Below are 19747 nucleotides of genomic sequence, written 5' to 3'. Positions count from 1 at the left end.
CCCCTCCCGGGATATTGCCCGCCGCCAAGGCGGCGCGCCAAGTCGGCACGCCAAGGCGGCGCGCTGTCTGTAGGAGCGACCAACGGTCGCGAATGCCGCTGTGAATCAGGCGGCCCTTTTCGCGACCGTTGGCCGCTCCTGCGGAGGTGATTTCCATGTCGCTCGCACGTCTGTTTTCTTCTGCGGCTTACGGGCCGAATTGCCGGGGGCGGGTGCGCAGGGGGTCGAGCAGTTCGCTCAGGCCGTTGTGGTCGATCTCCTGCATCAGCGCCAGCAGCGCGCCCAGCTCGCCCTTGGGAAAGCCTTCGCGGGCAAACCAGTTCAGGTAATGCCCCGGCAGGTCGGCCAACAGCCGGCCCTTGTATTTGCCGAAGGGCATTTCACGGGTGACCAGCAGTTTGAGTGTTTCCGGGTTCATGCTTCAGGTTCCTGGCAAAACGAAAAACGGTAGGGCTTATCCAGTGACACGACGTCGATGGCAATCCTGCGGCGCCAGCCGCTTGCCGTCGACAGACCTGACTTCAAGGCGGGTCACCGGCTGGTCACTGTCCTTGTCCAGCAGCACCGAGTGGGTTTCACCGGCCTTGAACAGGTGCTGTTCGCCCCACTGGCGCAGGCCCACCACAATCGGGAAAACAGCCCGGCCACGCTCGGTCAGCACGTATTCCTTGTAGGCACTGCCGTCCGAGGCCGGACAGATCTCGAAGATTCCCAATTCAACCAGCACTTTCAGGCGTGCGGCCAGGATGTTTTTGGCCAGGCCCAGGCTTTTCTGAAAATCACCGAAGCGGCGAATGTCGTCGAACGCGTCGCGGATGATCAACAGTGTCCAGCGCTCGCCAATCGCTTCCAGGGTCCTTGCTACAGGGCATTCGCTGGTCTGCAGCGTCGCTTGCCGGGCCATGCACATCACCTTGGCTTGAAAAAACAGGTTGCAGATTAAAACCGGAAACGATAGAAATCAAATAACCGGTTTTAAAATGAAACCACATTTTCATTCAGAGACGAATGCATGACGGCCCGCCATGAGTTCCAGCCCCCCACCCGTGTCACACCTGAACAGTCCGGACCTGCACTTTCACGCGCACTGACCTGGCTGTTCTCGGTCACCTGCGCACTGGCTGTGGCCAATGTGTATTTCGCCCAGCCGCTGCTCGCGTCAATGGCCCGCAGCCTGGCCGTCAGCCCCGGCCTGATCGGCGTTGTCGTCACTGTCACCCAGATCGGCTATGCCGCCGGCCTGTTATTGATTGTGCCGTTGGGTGACCGGCTCGATCGCAGGACGCTGATCCTCGGCCAGTTGCTGCTGTCGGCGGCGGCACTGACGGTCGTGGCGTTGGCGCAGCACTGGACGATACTGCTGGGGGCGATGCTGCTGGTCGGCCTGTTGGCCGTGGTGGTTCAGGTGGTGGTCGCGTGTGCAGCGACCCTGGCTGAGCCTGCGCAACGTGGCCAGGCGGTGGGCACGGTCACCAGCGGCGTGGTGCTGGGCATCCTGCTGGCGCGCTTTACCAGTGGCGTGATTGCCGACCTGGCCGGCTGGCGGGCGGTGTATGGGGTGTCGGCAGGGCTGATGCTGGTCATGGCTGCGGTGCTGTACAAAAAGCTGCCAGTTACCGCCGCCGCGCCCGTCAGGCACTCCTGGTGGGGGCTGGTGGCATCGACCTGCAGGTTGTTCATCTCCGAGCCGATGCTGCGTACGCGTGGGGTGTTCGCCTTGCTGATCTTTGCCGCCTTCAGTGTCCTGTGGACCGCGATGGTCCTGCCGCTGAGTGCGCCGCCGCTGTCGTTCTCGCACACCCAGGTCGGTCTGTTCGGCCTGGCGGGCCTTGCCGGCGCGCTGGCGGCCAGTCGTGCCGGGCGCTGGGCCGATCAAGGACTGGGGCAGCGGGTGACCGGTCTTTCTCTGGTGCTGCTGTTGTTGTCGTGGCTACCCACGGCCTGGGCCGAAACCTCGTGGCTGGCGCTGGTGGCAGGGGTTATCCTGCTCGACTTTGCCGTGCAGGCCGTGCATGTGACCAATCAGAGCCTGATCCTCGCCGTCCGCCCCGAGGCGCAGAGTCGCCTGGTGGGTGCGTACATGTGCTTTTATTCAACCGGCAGCGCGCTGGGTGCAGTCACCGCCACCCAGGTCTACGCGTTGTGGGGCTGGCTTGCGGTGTGCCTGCTGGGCGCGGCCATCAGTGCCGCTGCCCTGGTGTTCTGGTGGCATGACGCTGGCCGAAGCCGATAAAAACAATGAGTCACTGACCAACGTTTCATGACCTGACGTGCGGAAAAAGCCCTTATGAAAGTGCACCACTTGCTGCTTGCCATCCTGATCACTGCCCTGTGGGGGCTGAATTTCTCCATCATCAAGCTGGGCCTGGCCACGGTCGATCCGTTCATCCTGGCCGGGCTGCGCTTCACACTCTGTGCCGTGCCGGCCATCCTGTTCATTCCAAGGCCCGATGTGCCGTGGCGCTACCTCATCGGCTACGGCCTGATATTCGGCACCGGCATGTGGGGGACGGTGAACCTGGCCATTCAACTGGGGTTGTCGGCGGGTATTGCTTCGCTGGTGCTGCAGTTCAGCGCCTTCTTTACCTTGCTGCTGGGCGGCTGGGTGTTCAAGGAGCGCGTCAGCCGTTATCAACTGGCCGGTATCGTCATCGCCCTGGGCGGCTTGCTGAGCATCATTTTCGTGGCTGACGGTTCGGTGACCCTCCTTGGCCTGCTGCTGGTACTGCTGGGCGCCTTTGCCTGGAGCATCACCAATATCATCATCAAGAAGGCCGGAACCACCCAGGTGCTGGCCTTTCTGGTCTGGTCCTGCGCCTTCGCGCCCCTGCCGCTGTTCCTGCTCGACTACCTGGTCAATGGCACCCAGGGGTACGTGATGCTGGTCAATCACATCGACCGGACGACGGTGCTGTCGATCCTGTTCCAGGTGTACCCCAACACCCTGTTCGCCTACTGGGTATGGAACTCGCTGCTGCGCCAGTACCCGGTCTCTACCGTGGCGCCGTTGTCGCTGCTGGTGCCCATCTTCGGCATGCTGGGCTCGATGCTGATGTTCGGCGAACAGTTGTCGACGACAAAAGTGATGGCCGTGATTCTGATCCTCTCGGGCCTGGCCACAGGTCTGTACGGGGCGCGACTGGCGAGCGTGCTCAAGCGACGGATACGTCCGTTGGCCTGACCCTGCCACCGACTTGCATTCTGCATGCAGGCAAAACGACACTTCATGCAGAACGCAACGCCAGGTTTTTTTATTTGTTTTATAAATGATTGATTAATAAGAGAAATATTATTTCCTTAAAGCTGGCACGGGCGCTGCAATTGATACCTCAGTTGCAAACATTGGTATCAACTGCCTAGGAAGGAAATGGAAAATGACTGACATCAACAAAGAATCGATCGACCTGCTCAACGACCTGATCGAGACCAGCAAGGATGGTCAGAAAGGCTTTGAGACCAGCGCCGAAGACCTGAAAAACCCTGAACTGAAGCGCTTCTTCCAGGCCCACGCCGCCGATTGCGCCACTGCGGTACGTGAGCTGCAAGCCGAAGTGCGCGCCTTGGGCGGCGATCCGGAAACCTCGTCCAGCGTCAGTGGCACCCTGCACCGCGCCTGGGTCGACCTGAAATCCCTGGTCACCGGCAAGAGCGACGAGGCTATCCTGAACGAAGTCGAGCGCGGTGAAGACCACGCCCTGAAGGCCTACCGTGAAGCACTGGTCAAGGCGCAGGAAAAAGCCCTGCCGCATAACGTGACCAGCCTGATCCAGAAACAACTGGACGGTACCCAGCGCAACCACGACCAGGTCAAGGCACTGCGCGACCAGGTTCGCGCTCAGTCCTGAGACTGGCCTGAGACTTGTAAGCAGCGCCTGACAGACGCCTGAGCCGTTCTCTCAAGCGCGCTTCAAGATAGCAATGAAAACCGCCAGCCGCTTATGCAGGGCTGGCGGTCTGCGTTTGTGCGTACTCAAGAAACTCGACCCGGTTGCGGCCACGGTTTTTTGCGCTGTACAACGCCTTGTCAGCCGCTTCGATCAGCGATTCGAGGGTGTCGCCCTTGCCGACCCGGCCGGTGGTCACACCGATGCTGACGGTGAGGGCCTGTTGTTCGTGCTCGAAGGTGGGCAGTTGCATGACGGTCTGGCGAATGGCCTCGGCCATCGCGTGTGCGCTGGCGTGATCGGTGTCGGGCAGCAACACGGCAAACTCCTCACCGCCATAGCGCGCTGCCAGGTCGCTGGTACGACGTACATGGGCGGCAATGCTGTCGGCCACCTGACGCAGGGCCTGGTCACCGCCCAGGTGGCCGTGACGTTCGTTGAAGCGACGGAAATGATCGACATCCAGCAACAGCAGCGACAGCGGCTCGCCCGAGCGCTGGGCCCGTGCCCATTCGATGGCCAGGGTGCGGTCGAGCTGGCGGCGGTTGGGCAGGCCGGTCAGCCCGTCGGTGGCCGCCAGGTTGGCCAGGACGCCCTCCGCTTGCTGGCGGCGGCGCAACTCGCCAATCAGCAGAAAGGTCAGCCACAGGATGCCCAGGCACAGAGCACCGGTGGCGCTGCCGACCAGCAGGGCATTGCGCCGCCAGGTGGCATAGACCTCCGACACCGGTTGGGCGATGACCACGATCAGCGGCAAACCCGAGACCCGGGAAAAGGTATAGAGCCGCTCACTCTCGAACTTCATCGACAGCCCGACAAAGCTGCCTTCAGGCAACTCGAGAATGTGCTGGAAGTTGGCCAACTGGCTCAAATCGACACCGGTCTGGTCGAGTGGGCTCAGTTGCGGTTCGCGCACCAGCAGGATGCCGCTGGCATTGATCAGGCTGATGCTGCTGTCGCGGTCCAGCGACTGGCTTCTGAACAAGGGCCTGAAGTACGCCAGGCGCATGGCGGCGATGGCGACCCCCCGAAACTCGCCGTTGGGGCCCGACAGCCGTCGGCTGAAACCCAGGTTCCAGTCATTGAAGCCCCAGCGTGCCTTGAACGGCTCGCTGATGTACAGGCCGGGCAGGGGGCTGTCGCGGTGGTGCATGAAAAAACGGCGGTCGGCAAAGTTGTCCTGGCGCGCCGTGCCGGGCAGCGGGTCGGCCAGTACATCGCCCTGGGCGTCCAGCAAGGCCACATCACCTTTGTAGGGCGCGGCACTGGCACGGTCGAACAGCAGTCGTTGGCGCAGTGCCGGCGACAGTAATGGCAGGTCCGGGCTGTTCCAGGCGCTGAGCATGCCGGTCAACGAGGCGTCATACAGTTCGACGTTGCGCTGTATGTCGGCCTCGATCAGCTTGATGGTGTTAGTGGCCGCCCGCGCGGCGCTCTGCATGGCATCGTTGCGTTCACGGGCCAGCAGGTACACGACAATGCACAGGATCGCCAGCATCGACAACAGGCTGCCGCCGATCAGCAGGCGTTCGGAGCTTGTCCATCCAGATGAGGTTGAAGACTGGGCTGCGGGAGCGTTCATGACTGCACTCTGGGGCCGATGACAAAGACCCTTTATGACCTGCGGCGTTTGGTTTTGTCCTCAAGGGTATAACAGGTTTTCCTTCGCACGGCGGCTAACGTTGCGAACCTGACCGGTCCTGAATGCATTCAGGGGCGTGGCAGGTTGATGCCAAACGTATTGCAACCGCCCCGGCTGTCGACGAAGACCGTACCGCCGTGCATCAGGGCGATGGCCTTGACGATGGCCAGGCCCAGGCCATGGTTGGCGCCGCTGTTGCTGCGCGAGGCATCGACCCGGTAGAAGCGCTCGAACAGTTGCGGCAGGTGTTCGGCGGCGATGGGCGGGCCCGGGTTGCTCACGCCGATGCGCACCTGTTGTCCAAGGCTGTCGATGGCCACCTGGATCGTCTGACCGGGCGCGGTGTGTTGCACGGCGTTGTGCAGCAGGTTGATCAGGGCACGACGCAACTGGGCTTTCTCGATGGGCATATGGGCATCACCGTGCACCTGCACCTCGACCTGGGCGTCTTCGAGAATGAAATCCAGGTAATCCAGGGTGGTGGCGACTTCTTCGGCCAGTGAAGCGCAGGTCAGGGGCGTGGCCTTGCTGCCCTGGTCGGCGCTGGCCAGAAACAGCATGTCGTTGATGATCGAGCGCAGGCGTTCCAGTTCTTCAAGGTTCGATTGCAGCACTTCGAAATAGTGCTCGGCCGAACGCCCGCGGGTCAGCGCCACCTGGGTCTGGCCGATCAGGTTGGTCAGTGGCGAGCGCAGTTCGTGGGCGACGTCGGCATTGAACGACTCCAGCCGCGAATACGCCTGTTCGACCCGGCCCAGGGTCGAGTTGAAGGCGGTCACGAATTGCGCCAGTTCCGGCGGCAACGGCGAGAGCTGCAAGCGCCCGGACAGGCGCGGTGGCGACAGCTTGTGTGCTTCCAGCGACAGCTGGGTCAGGGGCCGCAGGCCGATACGCGCCACCCAGTAACCCAGCACCGACGCCAGCAGGATGCCGATGATCGCCAGGCTGATCAGCGCGACCAGCAAGGCATGCTGGGTCTGCCTGAATGTCTCGGTGTCGATGCCGATCAGAAAGCGCAGGGCAGGGCGCTGATCCCTGGCGATAAACTCACTGATCAGCACCTTGTACGGGAACGGCTCGCCGGGCAACAGCAGGTCGCGCATGCCCGGCGCACCCTGAGCAAAGCGGCGTATCTCGGGGCCGGGGTTGCCGTATTCATAGGCGGGGTCTGCACTGACCACCCAGAAGCGAATGCGTTTGTCTTCCTCGCTGAGCAGGTGCAGCTTGTTCCTGATCTTGCCCCAGTGCTCGGCATTGCCAAAGCGGTTGACGGTCGATTCCAGCACGCTGTAGCGCGCCTCGACTTCGGCTTCCGGCAGCAGGTCCAGGTGCTTGTCGACCTGCAGGTACAGCGCCCAGCCGATCAACAGGAACACCCCGGAGGCCACCAGCGCAAACAGACCGGCCAGGCGCCAGGCAATCGAATCAGTGCGCACGCCGGTCTTCCAGCACGTAGCCCATGCCACGGATGGTGTGCAGCAGCTTGTGTTCATGCGGGCCGTCGAGCTTGGCGCGCAGGCGCTTGATGGCCACCTCCACGACATTGGTGTCGCTGTCGAAATTGATGTCCCAGACCTGCTCGGCAATCGAGGTCTTGGACAGAATATCGCCCTGACGGCGGGCCAGCAGGCTGAGCAGTGAAAACTCCTTGGCCGTCAGCTCCAGGCGTATGCCGGCACGGCTGGCCTTGCGACTGATCAGGTCGACCCAGAGGTCGGCAATGCCGATCTGCACCGGCTCCTGGGCGGCGCTGCGCCGGGTCAGGGCCTGCAGGCGGGCAACCAGTTCGAGAAACGAGAAGGGTTTGCCCAGGTAGTCATCGGCCCCTTCGCGCAGGCCGCGGATGCGGTCGTCGACCTGCTCGCGGGCGGTCAGCATGATCACCGGGGTCTGCTTGCGCGCCCGCAAGGCCCGCAGCACGCCGAAGCCATCCAGGCCCGGCAGCATCACATCGAGGATGATCACCGCGTACTCGTTTTCCAGCCCCAGGTGCAGGCCCTCGATACCGTCGGCGGCCAGGTCCACGCTGTAGCCCTGTTCGCTGAGGCCGCGGTGCAGGTAGTCGGCGGTTTTCTGTTCGTCTTCGATAATCAGCACGCGCATGCGAAAGGCCTCATGTGGGAATTGCCTGGCGAGTGGCAGGCGCCTTCTGGCGGCGGTGGAACAGGTGCTCCAGTTGCAGGTAGATCACCGGCGTGGTGAACAGGGTCAGCACCTGGCTGACCAGCAGGCCGCCCACCACGGCGATGCCCAGCGGCTGGCGCAACTCGGCCCCGACACCGTAGCCGAGCATCAGCGGCAAGGCGCCGAACAGCGCTGCCAGGGTGGTCATCATGATCGGCCGAAAGCGTGTCAGGCAGGCTTCGTAGATGGCTTCGTCGGGGCTCAGCCCCTGGCTGCGCTGGGCCTCCAGGGCGAAGTCGACCAGCAGGATACCGTTCTTCTTGACGATGCCGATCAACAGCACCACGCCGATCAACGCCATGATCGAGAAGTCCTGGCCCATCAGCCACAGCAGCAACAAGGCGCCGATGCCGGCCGAGGGCAGGGTCGAGATAATCGTCAGCGGATGGACGAAGCTCTCGTAGAGCACGCCAAGGATGATGTACACCGCCACCAGCGCGGCGAGGATCAGCCACGGCTGGTTGGCCAGCGAGCTCTGGAAGGCCTGGGCGGCGCCCTGGAAGCTGCCGATGATGGCCGCCGGCATGCCGATCTCTTCCTTGGCCTGGTCGAGCATGCGCACCGCATCGCCCAGTGCCACGCCGGAGGCCAGGTTGAACGACAGGTTGGCGGCCGGGAACATGCCGTCATGGCTGATCGACAGCGGGCCCATGGTCGGCGCGCTGACGCGGGCCAGGGCCGACAGCGGCACCATCTCGTTGGTCAGGGGCGAGCGCAGGTAGAAGTACGCCAGGCTTTCGGCGCGCCCGCGCTGACGGGCATCGAGTTCGAGGATGACTTTGTACTGGTTGGTCTCGGTCTGGTACTCGCTGATCTGCCGCTGGCCGAAGGCGTCGTACAACGCTTGGTCGACATCGGCAGTGGTCAGTCCGAAGCGCGCCGCAGCGCGTCGGTCGATATCGATATGGGTGACGCTGCCGCCCAGTTGCAGGTCGTTGGACAGGTCGCGAAACGAAGGGTTGCTGCGCAGTTTGTCGGTCAGGCGCTGGGTCCAGGTATTGAGCAGGTCGCCGTCGTTGCTCTTGAGCACGTACTGGTACTGGCTGCGGCTGGGACCGGGGCTGAGGTTGATGTCCTGCCCGGCACGCAGGTACAGGGCGATGCCGGGAAGGGTGCTGACCTGCGGGCGCAGGCGGTCGATGAATTCGCTGGCCGACACATCGCGCTCAGCGCGTGGCTTGAGCGAAATCCAGAAGCGCCCGCTGGCCAGGGTCTGGTTGGTGCCCGAGGCGCCCACCGAGTGCGAGAACGCCTGCACGGCCGGGTCGGCATTGATGATCTTCGCCAGTGCCTTGTGTTTCTCGACCATGTCCGGGTACGAGATATCGGCCGCCGCATCGCTGGTGCCCAGCACCATGCCGGTGTCCTGCACCGGAAAGAAGCCCTTGGGAATCAGCACGTAGCCGGCCACCGCCATGGCCAGGGTCAGGCCGAACACGCCCAGTGTCAGGCGCTGATGCGCCAGCGCCTTGCGCAGGCCGCGTTCATAGACGTTGAGCAAGCGCTCGCCAAAACCGGGCTTGCCGTGGCTGCCATGGTTGGGCGCACGCATGAACATCGCAGCCAGGGTGGGGGCGAGCGTCAGCGAGACCACCACCGAAATCAGAATGGTGGCCGTGGCGGTCAGGGCAAATTCCTTGAACAGTCGGCCGACCACACCGCCCATGAACAGCAGCGGGATAAAGGCGGCCACCAGCGAGAAGCTGATCGAGACCACGGTAAAGCCGATTTCCGAGGCGCCCTTGATTGCCGCCTCGCGCATGCCCTGGCCGGCCTCAAGATGGCGGTGGATGTTTTCCACCACCACAATGGCATCGTCGACCACAAAGCCCACCGCCACGACAATGGCCACCAGGGTCAGGTTATTGAGGCTGAAGCCAAACAGGTACATCAACGCGAAGGTGGCCACCAGCGACACCCCCAGTACGGCCGTGACGATCAGGGTCGCCGACCATTGGCGCAAAAACAGCGCCATCACCGCGACCACCAGCAGCACGGCAATGCCCAGGGTCAGTTCCACCTCATGCAGCGAGGCGCGAATGGTGCGCGTGCGGTCGTTGAGCACCGAGACTTCCACCGAGGCCGGCAGCATGGCGGTCAGGCGCGGCAACTGGCCGAGTACCCGGTCGACGGTGTCGACGATATTGGCCCCCGGCTGGCGGAACACCACCAGGTTCACGCCCTGTTGCTGGCCGGTCCAGGCCTGGACGTAAGCGTTTTCTGCGCCATTGATGACCCGCGCCACATCACTTAGGTGTACCGGCGCGCCGTCCTTGTAGCTGACGATCAGTTTGGCGTAGTCCTGTGGCTTGAACAGCTGGTCGTTGGCCGACAGGGTCGAGACGCTGTCCTTGCCATACAGCGCGCCCTTGGCCAGGTTGAGGCTGGTCTGTTGCACGGCCTGGCGGATATCAGCCAGGGTAAGGCCCAGGGCTGCAAGTTTTTCCGGCGCGGCCTGGACGCGAATGGCCGGGCGCTGCTGGCCGACCAGGAAAACCTGGCCAACCCCTTCGATCTGGCTGAGCTGGCGAGCCACCAGGGTTTCGGTCAGGTCGCTCAGTTCGGTGCCGGGTATCAGCCCGGAGCTGACGCTGAGGATCAGCACCGGGCTGTCGGCCGGATTAATCTTGCGCCAGGTCGGCAGGTTCGGCATGTCGGCCGGCAGCCGGCCGGCGGCGGTATTGATCGCCGCCTGCACTTCTTGTGCGGCGGTGTCGATGCTTTTGGTCAGGGCGAACTGCAGGGTCAGGTTGGTCGAGCCCAGCGCGCTGCTGGAGGTCATCTGGGTCATGCCGGGGATGGCACTGAACTGCACTTCCAGCGGCGTGGCCACCGAGGAGGCCATGGTCTTGGGGCTGGCGCCGGGCAACTGCGCGCTGACCTGGATGGTGGGGAATTCCGCCTCCGGCAGCGGCGCCACCGGCAGGCGGGTAAAGGCGATCATCCCCAGCAGCACCAGGGCAAAGGTCAGCAGCAGGGTGGCCACCGGGTGATCGATGCACCAGGCCGAGAGCGAGCCCTTGCCCTTGTGCGCCGGGCTGTTCATGGGGGGCTTTGGCTGGGAAGCGTCATTCATGGTTGCACCGTCGCCTGGACCGTGTCCGGCGTCTGCGCGGGCACCGGAGTGATTTCGACCCGGCTGCCGGCCTTGAGCCGCGACTGGCCGTCCTGGACCAGCACATCGCCGGGCGCCGGGCCGCTGATCAGGGTCATGTCACTGTCCTGGTACAGCACCTTGACCGGCACCACCTCGGCCTTGTTGTCGCGGATGCGAAACACGAAATGCTGGTCCATGCCGCGTTGCACCACTTGCGGCGGGACTTTGAGTGCGTTGCGCTCAAGGCCGGTCTGGATTTTCACCGTCACCAGCTGACCTGGCCACAGGATGTGCGCCGGGTTGTCGAAATGTGCCTTGGCACGAATGGTGCCGGTGGTCGGCGACACCTGATTGTCGATCAGGCTCAGCCGGCCTTCGCCCAGCAGCGTGCCATTGTCGTCATCACCCAGCCATGCCTGTACGGCCGCCTGATCGGTTTGCGCGGTGAGTTTCTGTAACAGGGGCAGCATCTGTTGCGGCAACGAGAACTCGACCGCCACCGGATCGATGCGGGTGACTGTGAACAGCCCGTCGGCATCGTTGACTCGCAGGAAATTGCCCTCATCGACATTGCGAATGCCGACCCGGCCGGTCACCGGCGACTGGATGCGGGTATAGGACAGTTGCACCTGGGCCGCTTCAAGGGTGGCCTTGTTGCCCTGGACGGTAGCGCCCAGTTGCACGACCTGCGCCTGTTGTTGATCGTAGGTCTGGCGGGAAATGCCGTTGTCGCGGGTCAGTTCCTTGTAGCGCGCCAGGTCCAGGCGGGCCAGGTCCAGTTGCGCCTGGCTTTGCGCCAGTTGCGCACGGGCCTGTTCCATGGCCGCGCGGATCGCCCGGTCGTCGAGGGTGGCGAGCAGATCTCCGGCCTTGACCTGCTGGCCTTCGACGACATGCACCTTGTTGAGGATGCCGTCGACCTGCGCGCGAATGACCACGCTTTGCAGCGACTGCACGGTGCCGATGCCGGTGACAAAGCGCGGCACATCGGCGCTCTGGAGACTGACCACCTTGACCGGGATGGCCGCCGCTGCTGCCACCGGCCTGGCCGCAGGACGCTTGAGCTGCCAGAAGGCGCCAGCGGCCAGCAGCACCATGCAAAGAATGGCCAGAACGATTCGAGTCGATGTACGCATGCGATGGAAACGCCGAAGGGTCATGGAAGGAAGAACAGCAATCGTGGGCGTCTTTATAGCCGGTTGGCCGGGTCAGCAGAATGACGTCTCGCTGTCAAAATTGTCAGCAAAGCTTGCGCCAGTTGGCAACGCCAACACTCAACCTTGAGCCGCTATCAAGAAACGCTCCACCCCGGCGATAGCCCGTTGACGGTCGGACGTTGGACGGCAGGCACGCAATATAGCGTGTGCTGGCAGGCATCAGTGCAAACTTCTAGGAAATGTCCTACAGAAGTTGTAGGCAAGTTCTGGCGAATATTCCTACGCTCGACTTAACTTTGCAGAGTGATCCCGATGTAACGGAGCAAGGCGATGAGCAGCGATACGTCAAGGTGGGAAACACGAGCCAGCCATTCGGTAAAGCGGGTTGCGGGGCAATTGATCGTGTTGTGGGTTACCGCTATCACGCCCATGCAGGCCATGGCACAAGAAGGTGTACTGGTTTTTCGCGGGCAAGTGGTTAATTCAACCTGTGATATGAAACAGTCGAGGCGACAAGGCGCGTCCGGCACGATGTTTCAAGTCCAGGTGCAACCGGGTGTATTCCTGGATGTGAATACGCAAGACAACGCCTGCACCGGTGAAGCGGTGCCGTTTACCACGCATTTCCAGGCACTGCCCCACGCCAAGGACGCTCCGCGCACGCTGTCCACCAGCCCGGCCGGGGTGGTCACCATTACCTATCAATAAGGCTGTCACAGCCCCGGCCTTCATGCCGTGACTTGAATTTGCAGCGTGAAGGTCGACACTTTACGTGCAGGTCCGCCACGACCTCGGTGTAAGGTTTACTTGAGCTTTTTACTCGGTCTTTCTAGGAAAGTTCACCAATTCAAGAGGTTAAGCGTCTGGCATTTTCTTCTTACAGAAATATCCTGCAATTTATATTGCTGATTCTGTCACGGCAAATGGAAGCGCCTGACATCGGTTATAGAGTCCGGGCTCTATAGTGCTCGCCGTCCACTAGCGGGCACACACGAAATAACACAAGGAACGTTGTTAACATGAAAAAGCTGTCTATTACTCTGGCCGTCTTGGGCGCACTGGGTTTGACGGGTGCTGCCAATGCCGCCAACAACGGCAAGCTGATCTTCAATGGCACCCTGACCAACATGACGTGTGATGTGGCGCCGGGTACGGGTGTCAGCCCGGGTACCAATCCAGGTGAGATCAATGTCGATCTGGGCAATGTATCGTTTTCCGATATTGGTCTGTCGAGCGAAGGCAAACTGCAAACGGCCACGCCGATTCAGTTGCTGGTCAATTGCAGCGCCGGTGCCGATCAATACAACACCGTCAAGATGCGCTTTGCCGCCCGCAACGGCAGCGGGCTGGACAATAACGATCAAAGCCTGTTGCGCACTACGGGGGCTGCCGATGGTGTGGGCATCGGCCTGATCAATGCAGCCAACCGGCTCATGGATCTGTCCGGCGTCGAAACCATCGACAAGCCACTGGTCAAGGACGGGGTGGGCGGCGCCACGGCGCAGCTCGACTTTGCGGCGGTCTATGTGCTCAACGGCACGGCCACCAACCCGGGCAATGCTGACGGCTTCATGCCTTTTGTAATGGACTACGAGTAACACCCCAGGCAGGGCGGGCCTGCTCGCCCTGCCGTTTCCAGCCGAGGCCCATGCCAGCATGCTTGTTCTTTTTTTTCGCAGTGCGCTGCTCGCGCTCGGGTGCCTGTCTGTCTTCAGCGCCCAGGCCGGTATCGTGCTCAATACCACGCGCGTGATCTATCAGGGCAAGGACAAGGAAGTCAGCCTGGGCGTGCACAACAGTGGCGCCGGCGAGATTCTGCTGCAGTCCTGGCTCGAACCGTACGACCCCACCGGCGTCAGTGCGCAGCCGCAAGACAGCGACCTGCCGTTCATGGTCACTCCACCGCTGGCGCACCTGCAAGGTGATGGCAAGCAACTGGTGCGCATCATCCATGCCGGCCACGGCATGCCGTCCGAGCGAGAATCGGTGCTGTGGCTCAATGTCCAGGAAATCCCCCGCAGCGCGGCGGAAAACACCCTGCAGATTGCCGTGCGCCAGCGTATCAAGCTGTTTTTCAGGCCGGCCGGCCTGAGCGGCGATCCCGCCCTGGCCGCCCGGCAATTGCAATGGCAATGGCTGCCCGGTGGCGAGCTTGAAGTGTTCAACCCAGGGCCGTTTCACGTGTCGATGCTGCGCATCGGCGCGCACCAGGGTGCCAGGGAGCTGGCCAGCCAGGACAGCCGCATGGTCGCCCCCGGGCAACGCTGGCGCCTGCCCCTCAAGTCGCCCTCGACCAGTGCACCGTTGGAGCTGCGCTTTACCAGCATCAACGATTTTGGCGGTCAGGAAACGTACCGGGCCACGTTGAAAGGGGCGCAGGCGGTGTCGGCCAGTCTGGTCGATTCGCCCTAGGCGCTGTACGTAAAGGGACTGCGCTCGGCCATGCTGCGTTAAAAAGCGACTCGCAATGCTCATTGACACGTGTCAACTGCGCTTGCTCGCCGCTTTTTGCCTTGCCTGACCTTCGCTCACCGACTTTTCGTACAGAGCCTGGCCGTCGGTTGCCCGTACCCAGGCACCCACTCGCTGAACCTCGTATGTGCGAGGGCTCGGCCGTCATGCGTTGTGCAAAGGAGTGCGCGACGCGCCAGAGACACCAAGTAGAGTAAAAACAGCTAATGGAATGGCTTATAAAAAACAACAAGGGATTCAGGGCCCGGGCCGCTCGCTGCCCGGGCAAACGCCTGGCCGGGTCTATTGCCGCAGGATCGTTTGCATCGCATCGGCTGCCGTGGGGGGTCGGCCTGGGGTTGAGCCTGTCGGTCAGTGCCCTGGGCGCGCAGGCGGCCGGCAATCACGAGACCGGGGCCGGACGTTTCAATACCGCGTTCATCCAAGGCAGCGACCAGCCGCCGGACCTGGAAGAATTCCTGCGCGCCAGCGCTGTGCTGCCGGGCGTCTATCGGGTGGACATTCATGTCAATCGATCGCTGGGCGGGCGCCGCGATGTCGAGTTTGTGCGCAACACGCATACCGGCCGGGTCGAACCCTGCCTGAGCCTGGACATGCTGCGCGAACTGGGCCTGGACCTGCAGAAGCTGCCACAACAGACCGAACCTTTGCCTGGCTGTTTCGACCTGGCCGCACAGGTCGAGTTTGCCCGTGTCGAGTACCAGCCCGGCGCCTTGCGCCTGAATATCAGCGTGCCCCAGGCGCTGATGGCACGCAGTGCCCGGGGTTATGTGTCGCCGCAGCTGTGGGATCAGGGCGAGACCGCAGGCTTCATCAACTACAGCTTCAACAGTGGCCTGCGCACCCAGCGCGGCCAGCGTCACGAACAGCACTATCTGGGGTTGCGCAACGGCTTGAACCTGGGCGCGTGGCGGTTGCGCAACGAGTCTTCGCTGGTGCAGGGCGACGACCAGCCCTACCGCTTTCGCAGCAACCGCACCTTTGTGCAGCGTGATATCACAACGCTCAAGAGTCAGTTGACCCTTGGCGAGACCTTCAGCGACGGGCAGATCTTCGACAGCGTGCGCTTCAAGGGTGCGGCCCTGATGTCGGACGACGGCATGCTGCCCGACAGCGAGCGCAACTATGTACCGGTGGTGCGTGGCATCGCCGAAACCAACGCGACCGTGGAGGTGCGCCAGAACGGCTTTTTGCTTTACAGCGGTAACGTTTCGCCAGGCCCGTTCGAGGTCACCGATATTTACCCCAGTGGCTCCAACGGCGACCTGCTGGTCACCGTCATCGAGGCCGACGGTCGGCGTCGCAGCTTTACCCAGGCGTATGCCTCGTTGCCAATCATGCTGCCGGCCGGTGCCTTTCGCTACAGCCTCAGCGGTGGCCAGGTGGATGACAACGAGGGGGCTTACCGAACGACCCGTTTTCTCAGCGGCGCCTGGATCCACGGGTTAGGCGAAAACCTCACCGACTTTGGCGGTGTGCAGTTGGCCAAGGACTACCAGGCTGTCAACCTCGGTGCGGGGATCAATACCGGCCTTGGCGCGCTGTCGGCCGACCTGACCCATTCGAGCAGTGAGCTGCGTGGCCAGCGCCGGGGCGGGCAAAGCCTGCGGCTGCGCTATGCCAACACCCTGGACCTGACCCACACCACGCTGGCCGTGGCAGGGTATCGCTATTCCACCGCGCAGTACCGCACGCTGGGTCAGCATGTCGAGGCGTCCGACGAGCGCGAGGGCGTGTCGATCGTTGGCCGCGCCCGTGACCGGGTTGAAATCAACGTGACCCAGACCCTGGCCGACCAGGCGGCCTCGCTGAGCCTGACCGCCTCCGAGCAGCGCTACTGGAACCTGCCGGGCAAGACCCGCCAGGCCTACCTGTCGTGGAATTCGATGTGGGGGCGGCTGACCTACAGCCTGTCGATCGAGCGCAACCAGAGCTATAGCCGTTCTGGTGAAAGCAGTGCCGACAACCGCGTGGTCCTGAGCCTGACCCTGCCGCTGGGCGAGACGGCCAGTGCCTCGCGGCTGTTTTTCAATGCCGTGCGTGACAGCCAGGGTGGCTACAACCTGCAAAGCGGGCTCAATGGGCAGGTTCTGGATCAGCGCGACAGCTTCTACTCGGTGCAGGCCGGCCACGACAGCCAGTCTGGCAGCTTTGGCGCCGGCAAGCTCAATACCGTGGTGCCGTACGGGCGCTTCGAGGCCGGCTACAGCCAGGGCCGCGATTACCGCAGCCTGCAATTGGGCGGCACCGGATCGCTGGTGGCACATGCGGGCGGGGTCAACTTCGGCCAGCCGCTGGGCGAAACCTTCGCCCTGGTCCAGGTGCCCGAGGTGCGCGGTGCAAGCCTGGCCACGTATCGCCAGGTCGAGACCGCCGGCAACGGCTATGCCGTGCTGCCGTTTGCCCAGCCCTACCGCAGCAACTGGATCAGCCTGGACACCCGGCAACTGGGTGCCGATGTCGAACTGGACAATGCCGTCGGCCAGGTGGTGCCTCGGCGCGGAGCGATGCCGGTGTTGCGCTTCAAGGCGGCGGTCGGGCGTCGGGTGCAGTTTTCGCTGGTGCGCCCCGATGCCGGCAGGCTGCCACTGGGGGCGACGGTCGAGGATGCCCAGGGCAAGGTGCTGGCCACGGTCGACCCGACCAGCCAGGCACTGGTGCTCAGTGAACAGGACAGCGGCATGCTGTATGTGCGCTGGGCCGATCAACGCTGCGCCGCGCCGTTCCAGTTGCCACCCCGCGATCCCTCGCGCGCTTATGAGCGGCTCAGGGTGGTGTGCCAATGAAGCGTTTGTACCGATTGGCCGTATGGATGCTGGCGATGGTCGGCATGGCCTGTGCCCAGGCCGCCGTGTCGCTGGGCGGCACGCGCCTGGTGTTTCCCGGTGCCTTCAGCGAGGTGGCCATTGAAGTCAGCAATAGCAGCGGACGCGAGGTGCTGCTCCAGGCCTGGCTGGGCACGCCGGGGGACGACGACGATCCGGCCAGCACGCAACCGCGTGTCGAGCTGCCGTTTGTGGTCACCCCGGCGCTGGTGCGGTTGCCGGCGCAAGGGCGGCAGGTGCTGCGGGTGCTCTATCACGGCGTCGGCATGCCGACCGGGCACGAGTCGCTGGTGCACTTGTACGTGCTGGAGGTGCCGCCGCGCAGCGAGGCCGGGCAGCAACTGAATATCGCGGTGCGCCAGCGCATCAACGTGTTCTATCGCCCCGCCGGGTTGCCCGGCGATCCGGCCGGGGCCGCTGCTGCATTGCGCTGGTCGTTGCGCCAGGTGCCTTTGGAGGGCCTGCGTCTGCAGGTCAGCAACCCGACTGCGTTCCATGTCGCGTTGCAAGCCTTGCGCCTGGACCAGCAGGTTGTGAGCGATCACCTGTTGCTGGCGCCGGGGGCGCGATTTGAATGGCCGGTGACCGTCGACCGGCCCCGGCGCTTGTCATTCGAGGCGCTGACCGATTACGGCGGCCAGCGGGCTTATTGCGCGCCCGCCACAGGGCAGGGGCCATTTTCGGCGCGCCTGCTGGACACTTTATCGATTGCGGAATCCTGCTGATGTTCGACTTCATGCTCCTGCTCAAACGGCTCTCGGCCGTGTTGCTTTTATGGCTGTCGGGGCCTGCCACCTGCTTTGCCCTGGTCTGTTCGGTGCAGGGTTCCGCCGAACAGGTGCTGCGCGGTGACCTGGGCAGCACGGTGGCGATTCCGGCGTCCTTGCCCAACGGCGAGGTGGTCTGGCGCTCCGAGCGCCACACGGTACAGGTCGAGTGCGCGCGCGAAGGGCAACAGGCCATTGCCCAGGAAGTGTTCGTGTACCTCAATCCGGACAACCTCAGTATCGGCCAGGGTATCCGGGCTGGCCTGACCCTGGAAGGCGTCGATCATTTTGCCGGGCGGATCCCGACCGGACAGGTGCTACCGGTCTGCCATGAAGGCGACAGCAACATTGAGGCCTGTCCGAGGGTGCGCTTCACCCTGGGCTTTTCGGTGTTTATCCAGAAATTCGGCGCTACACCGCCTTCGGGGATGCCGGGCGAGTTGCCGGACTACCGCATGTTCCAGCTGGGCGGCAGCGCGCCCGGTCCGTTGCCCGGGCGCAGCTTGAGCTATGTGATCAATAACCTGCGCGGGCTGCGTTTCATCGCGTGTGATGCCGAGTTGCAGGTCAGCCCTGAAACCCTTGAATTTGGCGGCTTGCCGATTCGCCAGGTGGTGGTCGGCAAGGTGTTCGAGCGTCGGCCGTTCACATTGACCACCCGGCGCACCTGCGACTCGCCCTTCAGCCTGGACGCACGCTTTCGGCCCGTGACCGGCAGCCTGGAACGTGAATTGCTGGTGCCCACGGCCAACCCTTCGCTGGGTATTCGTATCGTGCGGACGGCCAATAACGAAATCGTGCGCTACAACCAGCTCTTTCACCTGGCCGACCTGCCCGGCGACACGCCGACGGCCACGGCCGAGTTCAGTGCCGAGCTGCTGTGGCAGACTACTCGCACCGTGCCTGGCCCTTTCGACGCCGATGTCATGATCGACCTGTATTACAAATGATCAGGCTTGTTGCAGCGGGATGAACAGGTAAGGCGGTGCCTCGCTGCCGGTCAGGCGTGCGCCGGCCTGCTGCAAGGTGTCGACCACCTGCTCACCGGCGACATGAAACGTCCACTGGGCAGTGGAGGGCAGAGTCCGCGGTGCGCTCAGGGCGGCACCGAAGGCGGTCATGTCGGGTAGGTAGGCAACAAAACCATTGCCCTTGAGCGCGGTGGTATGAATGCCCAGTTGCTGGCAGATGGACTCTTTGGCCGCGATATCATCGCGGTCAGCCTGGCGCGACTGCTCGATCAGGTCGCGTAGCGCAGGATCGGCCACGGCATTACCGACAATCAGCAGCGGGCCCTGGTCCCAGGATTCGGGCGGGCAGTCCTTGGCCTGCGGACGCAACGGAATGTGCGGATTGATTTCCATCGGGTAGATACGACAGACCAGCGGCCGACGCTCATAGATGCGGCACAGCTTGTCGGCGTCAAGATTCCGGCAAGGGCCGACGTTATAGGCGGCAAAAGTGATCGCCACCCAGGCGACGGCCTGGCCGCTGGCCACCCGGATGGAACGGCGAGTGGCATGCTGCAGCTGCTCGGGGGGAACGCCATAGCCCGTGTCGAGAAAGGCTTCGGTCAACACGATGATGCTGCCACCATCGGCCGCCCACTGCACGGCTTCGCTGAGGGTCAGGGGCACGTGATGGTCGGTGCAGCATCCGCCGCAACCGACGCAGTTAAACCGGGTATTCATTGTCTTGGGGGCTCATCCATGTCAGCGC

17 protein-coding genes are annotated in these 19747 nt (G+C 63.2%); 9 read left to right on the top strand and 8 right to left on the bottom strand.

Annotated features, from left to right (window positions below):
- Window positions 1–187 precede the first annotated feature (187 nt).
- Both ASF84_RS24850 and ASF84_RS24845 read right to left on the bottom strand, forming a co-directional pair.
- A complete protein-coding gene (locus ASF84_RS24850) occupies window positions 188–418 on the bottom strand; it encodes a DUF3820 family protein (protein ID WP_056841559.1) in 231 nt (76 codons plus the stop codon).
- 36 nt (window positions 419–454) lie between these two features.
- Complete coding sequence (locus ASF84_RS24845; protein ID WP_056841558.1) at window positions 455–904, bottom strand: winged helix-turn-helix transcriptional regulator; 450 nt, start codon at window positions 902–904, stop codon at window positions 455–457.
- Between the two features lie 108 nt (window positions 905–1012).
- Here ASF84_RS24845 and ASF84_RS24840 point away from each other — a divergent pair, with 108 nt between their 5' ends.
- The 3 genes from ASF84_RS24840 to ASF84_RS24830 all read left to right on the top strand — a co-directional run bounded on the left by ASF84_RS24840 (window position 1013) and on the right by ASF84_RS24830 (window position 3845).
- Entirely contained in the window at window positions 1013–2233 is a 1221-nt protein-coding gene (locus tag ASF84_RS24840; protein WP_056841557.1) for an MFS transporter, read from the top strand.
- A gap of 54 nt (window positions 2234–2287) precedes the next feature.
- Window positions 2288–3181 carry an EamA family transporter gene (locus tag ASF84_RS24835; protein WP_056841556.1) on the top strand — a complete coding sequence of 298 codons (894 nt, stop codon included), beginning with the start codon at window positions 2288–2290 and terminating at the stop codon, window positions 3179–3181.
- Window positions 3182–3374: 193 nt separating this feature from the next.
- Window positions 3375–3845 carry a ferritin-like domain-containing protein gene (locus ASF84_RS24830; RefSeq protein ID WP_056841555.1) on the top strand — a complete coding sequence of 157 codons (471 nt, stop codon included), beginning with the start codon at window positions 3375–3377 and terminating at the stop codon, window positions 3843–3845.
- Window positions 3846–3936: 91 nt separating this feature from the next.
- Here the strand turns inward: ASF84_RS24830 and ASF84_RS24825 are convergent, their stop codons facing one another.
- The 5 genes from ASF84_RS24825 to ASF84_RS24805 form a co-directional block, all read right to left on the bottom strand.
- On the bottom strand, window positions 3937–5466 hold the full coding sequence (locus tag ASF84_RS24825; protein ID WP_056841554.1) for a GGDEF domain-containing protein: 1530 nt from the start codon (window positions 5464–5466) through the stop codon (window positions 3937–3939).
- A 128-nt stretch (window positions 5467–5594) separates the two neighbouring features.
- Window positions 5595–6962 (bottom strand): heavy metal sensor histidine kinase, encoded by a 1368-nt coding sequence (locus ASF84_RS24820; RefSeq protein WP_056841553.1) that lies wholly within the window; start codon window positions 6960–6962, stop codon window positions 5595–5597.
- A complete protein-coding gene (locus ASF84_RS24815) occupies window positions 6952–7629 on the bottom strand; it encodes a heavy metal response regulator transcription factor (protein ID WP_056841552.1) in 678 nt (225 codons plus the stop codon). Before ASF84_RS24815 ends, ASF84_RS24820 begins: the two co-directional genes overlap by 11 nt.
- Window positions 7630–7639: 10 nt before the next feature.
- Complete coding sequence (locus ASF84_RS24810) at window positions 7640–10756, bottom strand: multidrug efflux RND transporter permease subunit (RefSeq protein ID WP_056841551.1); 3117 nt, start codon at window positions 10754–10756, stop codon at window positions 7640–7642.
- Window positions 10757–10782: 26 nt separating this feature from the next.
- Entirely contained in the window at window positions 10783–11943 is a 1161-nt protein-coding gene (locus ASF84_RS24805; protein ID WP_056841550.1) for an efflux RND transporter periplasmic adaptor subunit, read from the bottom strand.
- A gap of 351 nt (window positions 11944–12294) precedes the next feature.
- On the opposite strand from ASF84_RS24805, the gene ASF84_RS29325 reads away from it, so the two are divergent.
- The 6 genes from ASF84_RS29325 (at window position 12295) to ASF84_RS24780 (ending at window position 18978) form a co-directional block, all read left to right on the top strand.
- A complete protein-coding gene (locus ASF84_RS29325; RefSeq protein WP_152035016.1) occupies window positions 12295–12672 on the top strand; it encodes a hypothetical protein in 378 nt (125 codons plus the stop codon).
- Window positions 12673–12983: 311 nt separating this feature from the next.
- Entirely contained in the window at window positions 12984–13562 is a 579-nt protein-coding gene (locus ASF84_RS24800) for a fimbrial protein (protein ID WP_056841549.1), read from the top strand.
- A 58-nt stretch (window positions 13563–13620) separates the two neighbouring features.
- Complete coding sequence (locus ASF84_RS24795) at window positions 13621–14376, top strand: fimbrial biogenesis chaperone (protein WP_056841548.1); 756 nt, start codon at window positions 13621–13623, stop codon at window positions 14374–14376.
- A gap of 266 nt (window positions 14377–14642) precedes the next feature.
- Complete coding sequence (locus ASF84_RS24790) at window positions 14643–17222, top strand: fimbria/pilus outer membrane usher protein (protein WP_082481830.1); 2580 nt, start codon at window positions 14643–14645, stop codon at window positions 17220–17222.
- Entirely contained in the window at window positions 17219–17986 is a 768-nt protein-coding gene (locus ASF84_RS24785; protein WP_056841547.1) for a fimbrial biogenesis chaperone, read from the top strand. The genes ASF84_RS24790 and ASF84_RS24785 overlap by 4 nt, the downstream gene beginning before the upstream one ends.
- Window positions 17986–18978, top strand: coding sequence for a fimbrial protein (locus ASF84_RS24780; RefSeq protein ID WP_236709478.1), 993 nt, complete (start codon window positions 17986–17988; stop codon window positions 18976–18978). Before ASF84_RS24785 ends, ASF84_RS24780 begins: the two co-directional genes overlap by 1 nt.
- Here ASF84_RS24780 and ASF84_RS24775 read toward each other — a convergent pair whose 3' ends face one another.
- Window positions 18979–19719 carry a YkgJ family cysteine cluster protein gene (locus ASF84_RS24775; RefSeq protein ID WP_056841546.1) on the bottom strand — a complete coding sequence of 247 codons (741 nt, stop codon included), beginning with the start codon at window positions 19717–19719 and terminating at the stop codon, window positions 18979–18981.
- Window positions 19720–19747 lie beyond the last annotated feature (28 nt).

This window comes from Pseudomonas sp. Leaf127 (genome assembly GCF_001423155.1).
Classification (GTDB): Bacteria; Pseudomonadota; Gammaproteobacteria; order Pseudomonadales; family Pseudomonadaceae; genus Aquipseudomonas; species Aquipseudomonas ovata.
This window is presented reverse-complemented; position numbering and strand designations above follow the sequence as displayed.

What these genes read in the sequence shown, in the direction of transcription:
- ASF84_RS24825 (WP_056841554.1), bottom strand. Translation starts at nt 5,466, where the DNA reads ATGAACGCTCCCGCAGCCCAGTCTTCAACCTCATCTGGATGGACAAGC.
- ASF84_RS24785 (WP_056841547.1), top strand. Translation starts at nt 17,219, where the DNA reads ATGAAGCGTTTGTACCGATTGGCCGTATGGATGCTGGCGATGGTCGGC.
- ASF84_RS24790 (WP_082481830.1), top strand. Translation starts at nt 14,643, where the DNA reads ATGGAATGGCTTATAAAAAACAACAAGGGATTCAGGGCCCGGGCCGCT.
- ASF84_RS24850 (WP_056841559.1), bottom strand. Translation starts at nt 418, where the DNA reads ATGAACCCGGAAACACTCAAACTGCTGGTCACCCGTGAAATGCCCTTC.
- ASF84_RS24775 (WP_056841546.1), bottom strand. Translation starts at nt 19,719, where the DNA reads ATGAATACCCGGTTTAACTGCGTCGGTTGCGGCGGATGCTGCACCGAC.
- ASF84_RS24845 (WP_056841558.1), bottom strand. Translation starts at nt 904, where the DNA reads ATGGCCCGGCAAGCGACGCTGCAGACCAGCGAATGCCCTGTAGCAAGG.
- ASF84_RS24840 (WP_056841557.1), top strand. Translation starts at nt 1,013, where the DNA reads ATGACGGCCCGCCATGAGTTCCAGCCCCCCACCCGTGTCACACCTGAA.
- ASF84_RS24815 (WP_056841552.1), bottom strand. Translation starts at nt 7,629, where the DNA reads ATGCGCGTGCTGATTATCGAAGACGAACAGAAAACCGCCGACTACCTG.
- ASF84_RS24830 (WP_056841555.1), top strand. Translation starts at nt 3,375, where the DNA reads ATGACTGACATCAACAAAGAATCGATCGACCTGCTCAACGACCTGATC.
- ASF84_RS24835 (WP_056841556.1), top strand. Translation starts at nt 2,288, where the DNA reads ATGAAAGTGCACCACTTGCTGCTTGCCATCCTGATCACTGCCCTGTGG.
- ASF84_RS24795 (WP_056841548.1), top strand. Translation starts at nt 13,621, where the DNA reads ATGCTTGTTCTTTTTTTTCGCAGTGCGCTGCTCGCGCTCGGGTGCCTG.
- ASF84_RS24810 (WP_056841551.1), bottom strand. Translation starts at nt 10,756, where the DNA reads ATGAACAGCCCGGCGCACAAGGGCAAGGGCTCGCTCTCGGCCTGGTGC.
- ASF84_RS29325 (WP_152035016.1), top strand. Translation starts at nt 12,295, where the DNA reads ATGAGCAGCGATACGTCAAGGTGGGAAACACGAGCCAGCCATTCGGTA.
- ASF84_RS24780 (WP_236709478.1), top strand. Translation starts at nt 17,986, where the DNA reads ATGTTCGACTTCATGCTCCTGCTCAAACGGCTCTCGGCCGTGTTGCTT.
- ASF84_RS24800 (WP_056841549.1), top strand. Translation starts at nt 12,984, where the DNA reads ATGAAAAAGCTGTCTATTACTCTGGCCGTCTTGGGCGCACTGGGTTTG.
- ASF84_RS24805 (WP_056841550.1), bottom strand. Translation starts at nt 11,943, where the DNA reads ATGCGTACATCGACTCGAATCGTTCTGGCCATTCTTTGCATGGTGCTG.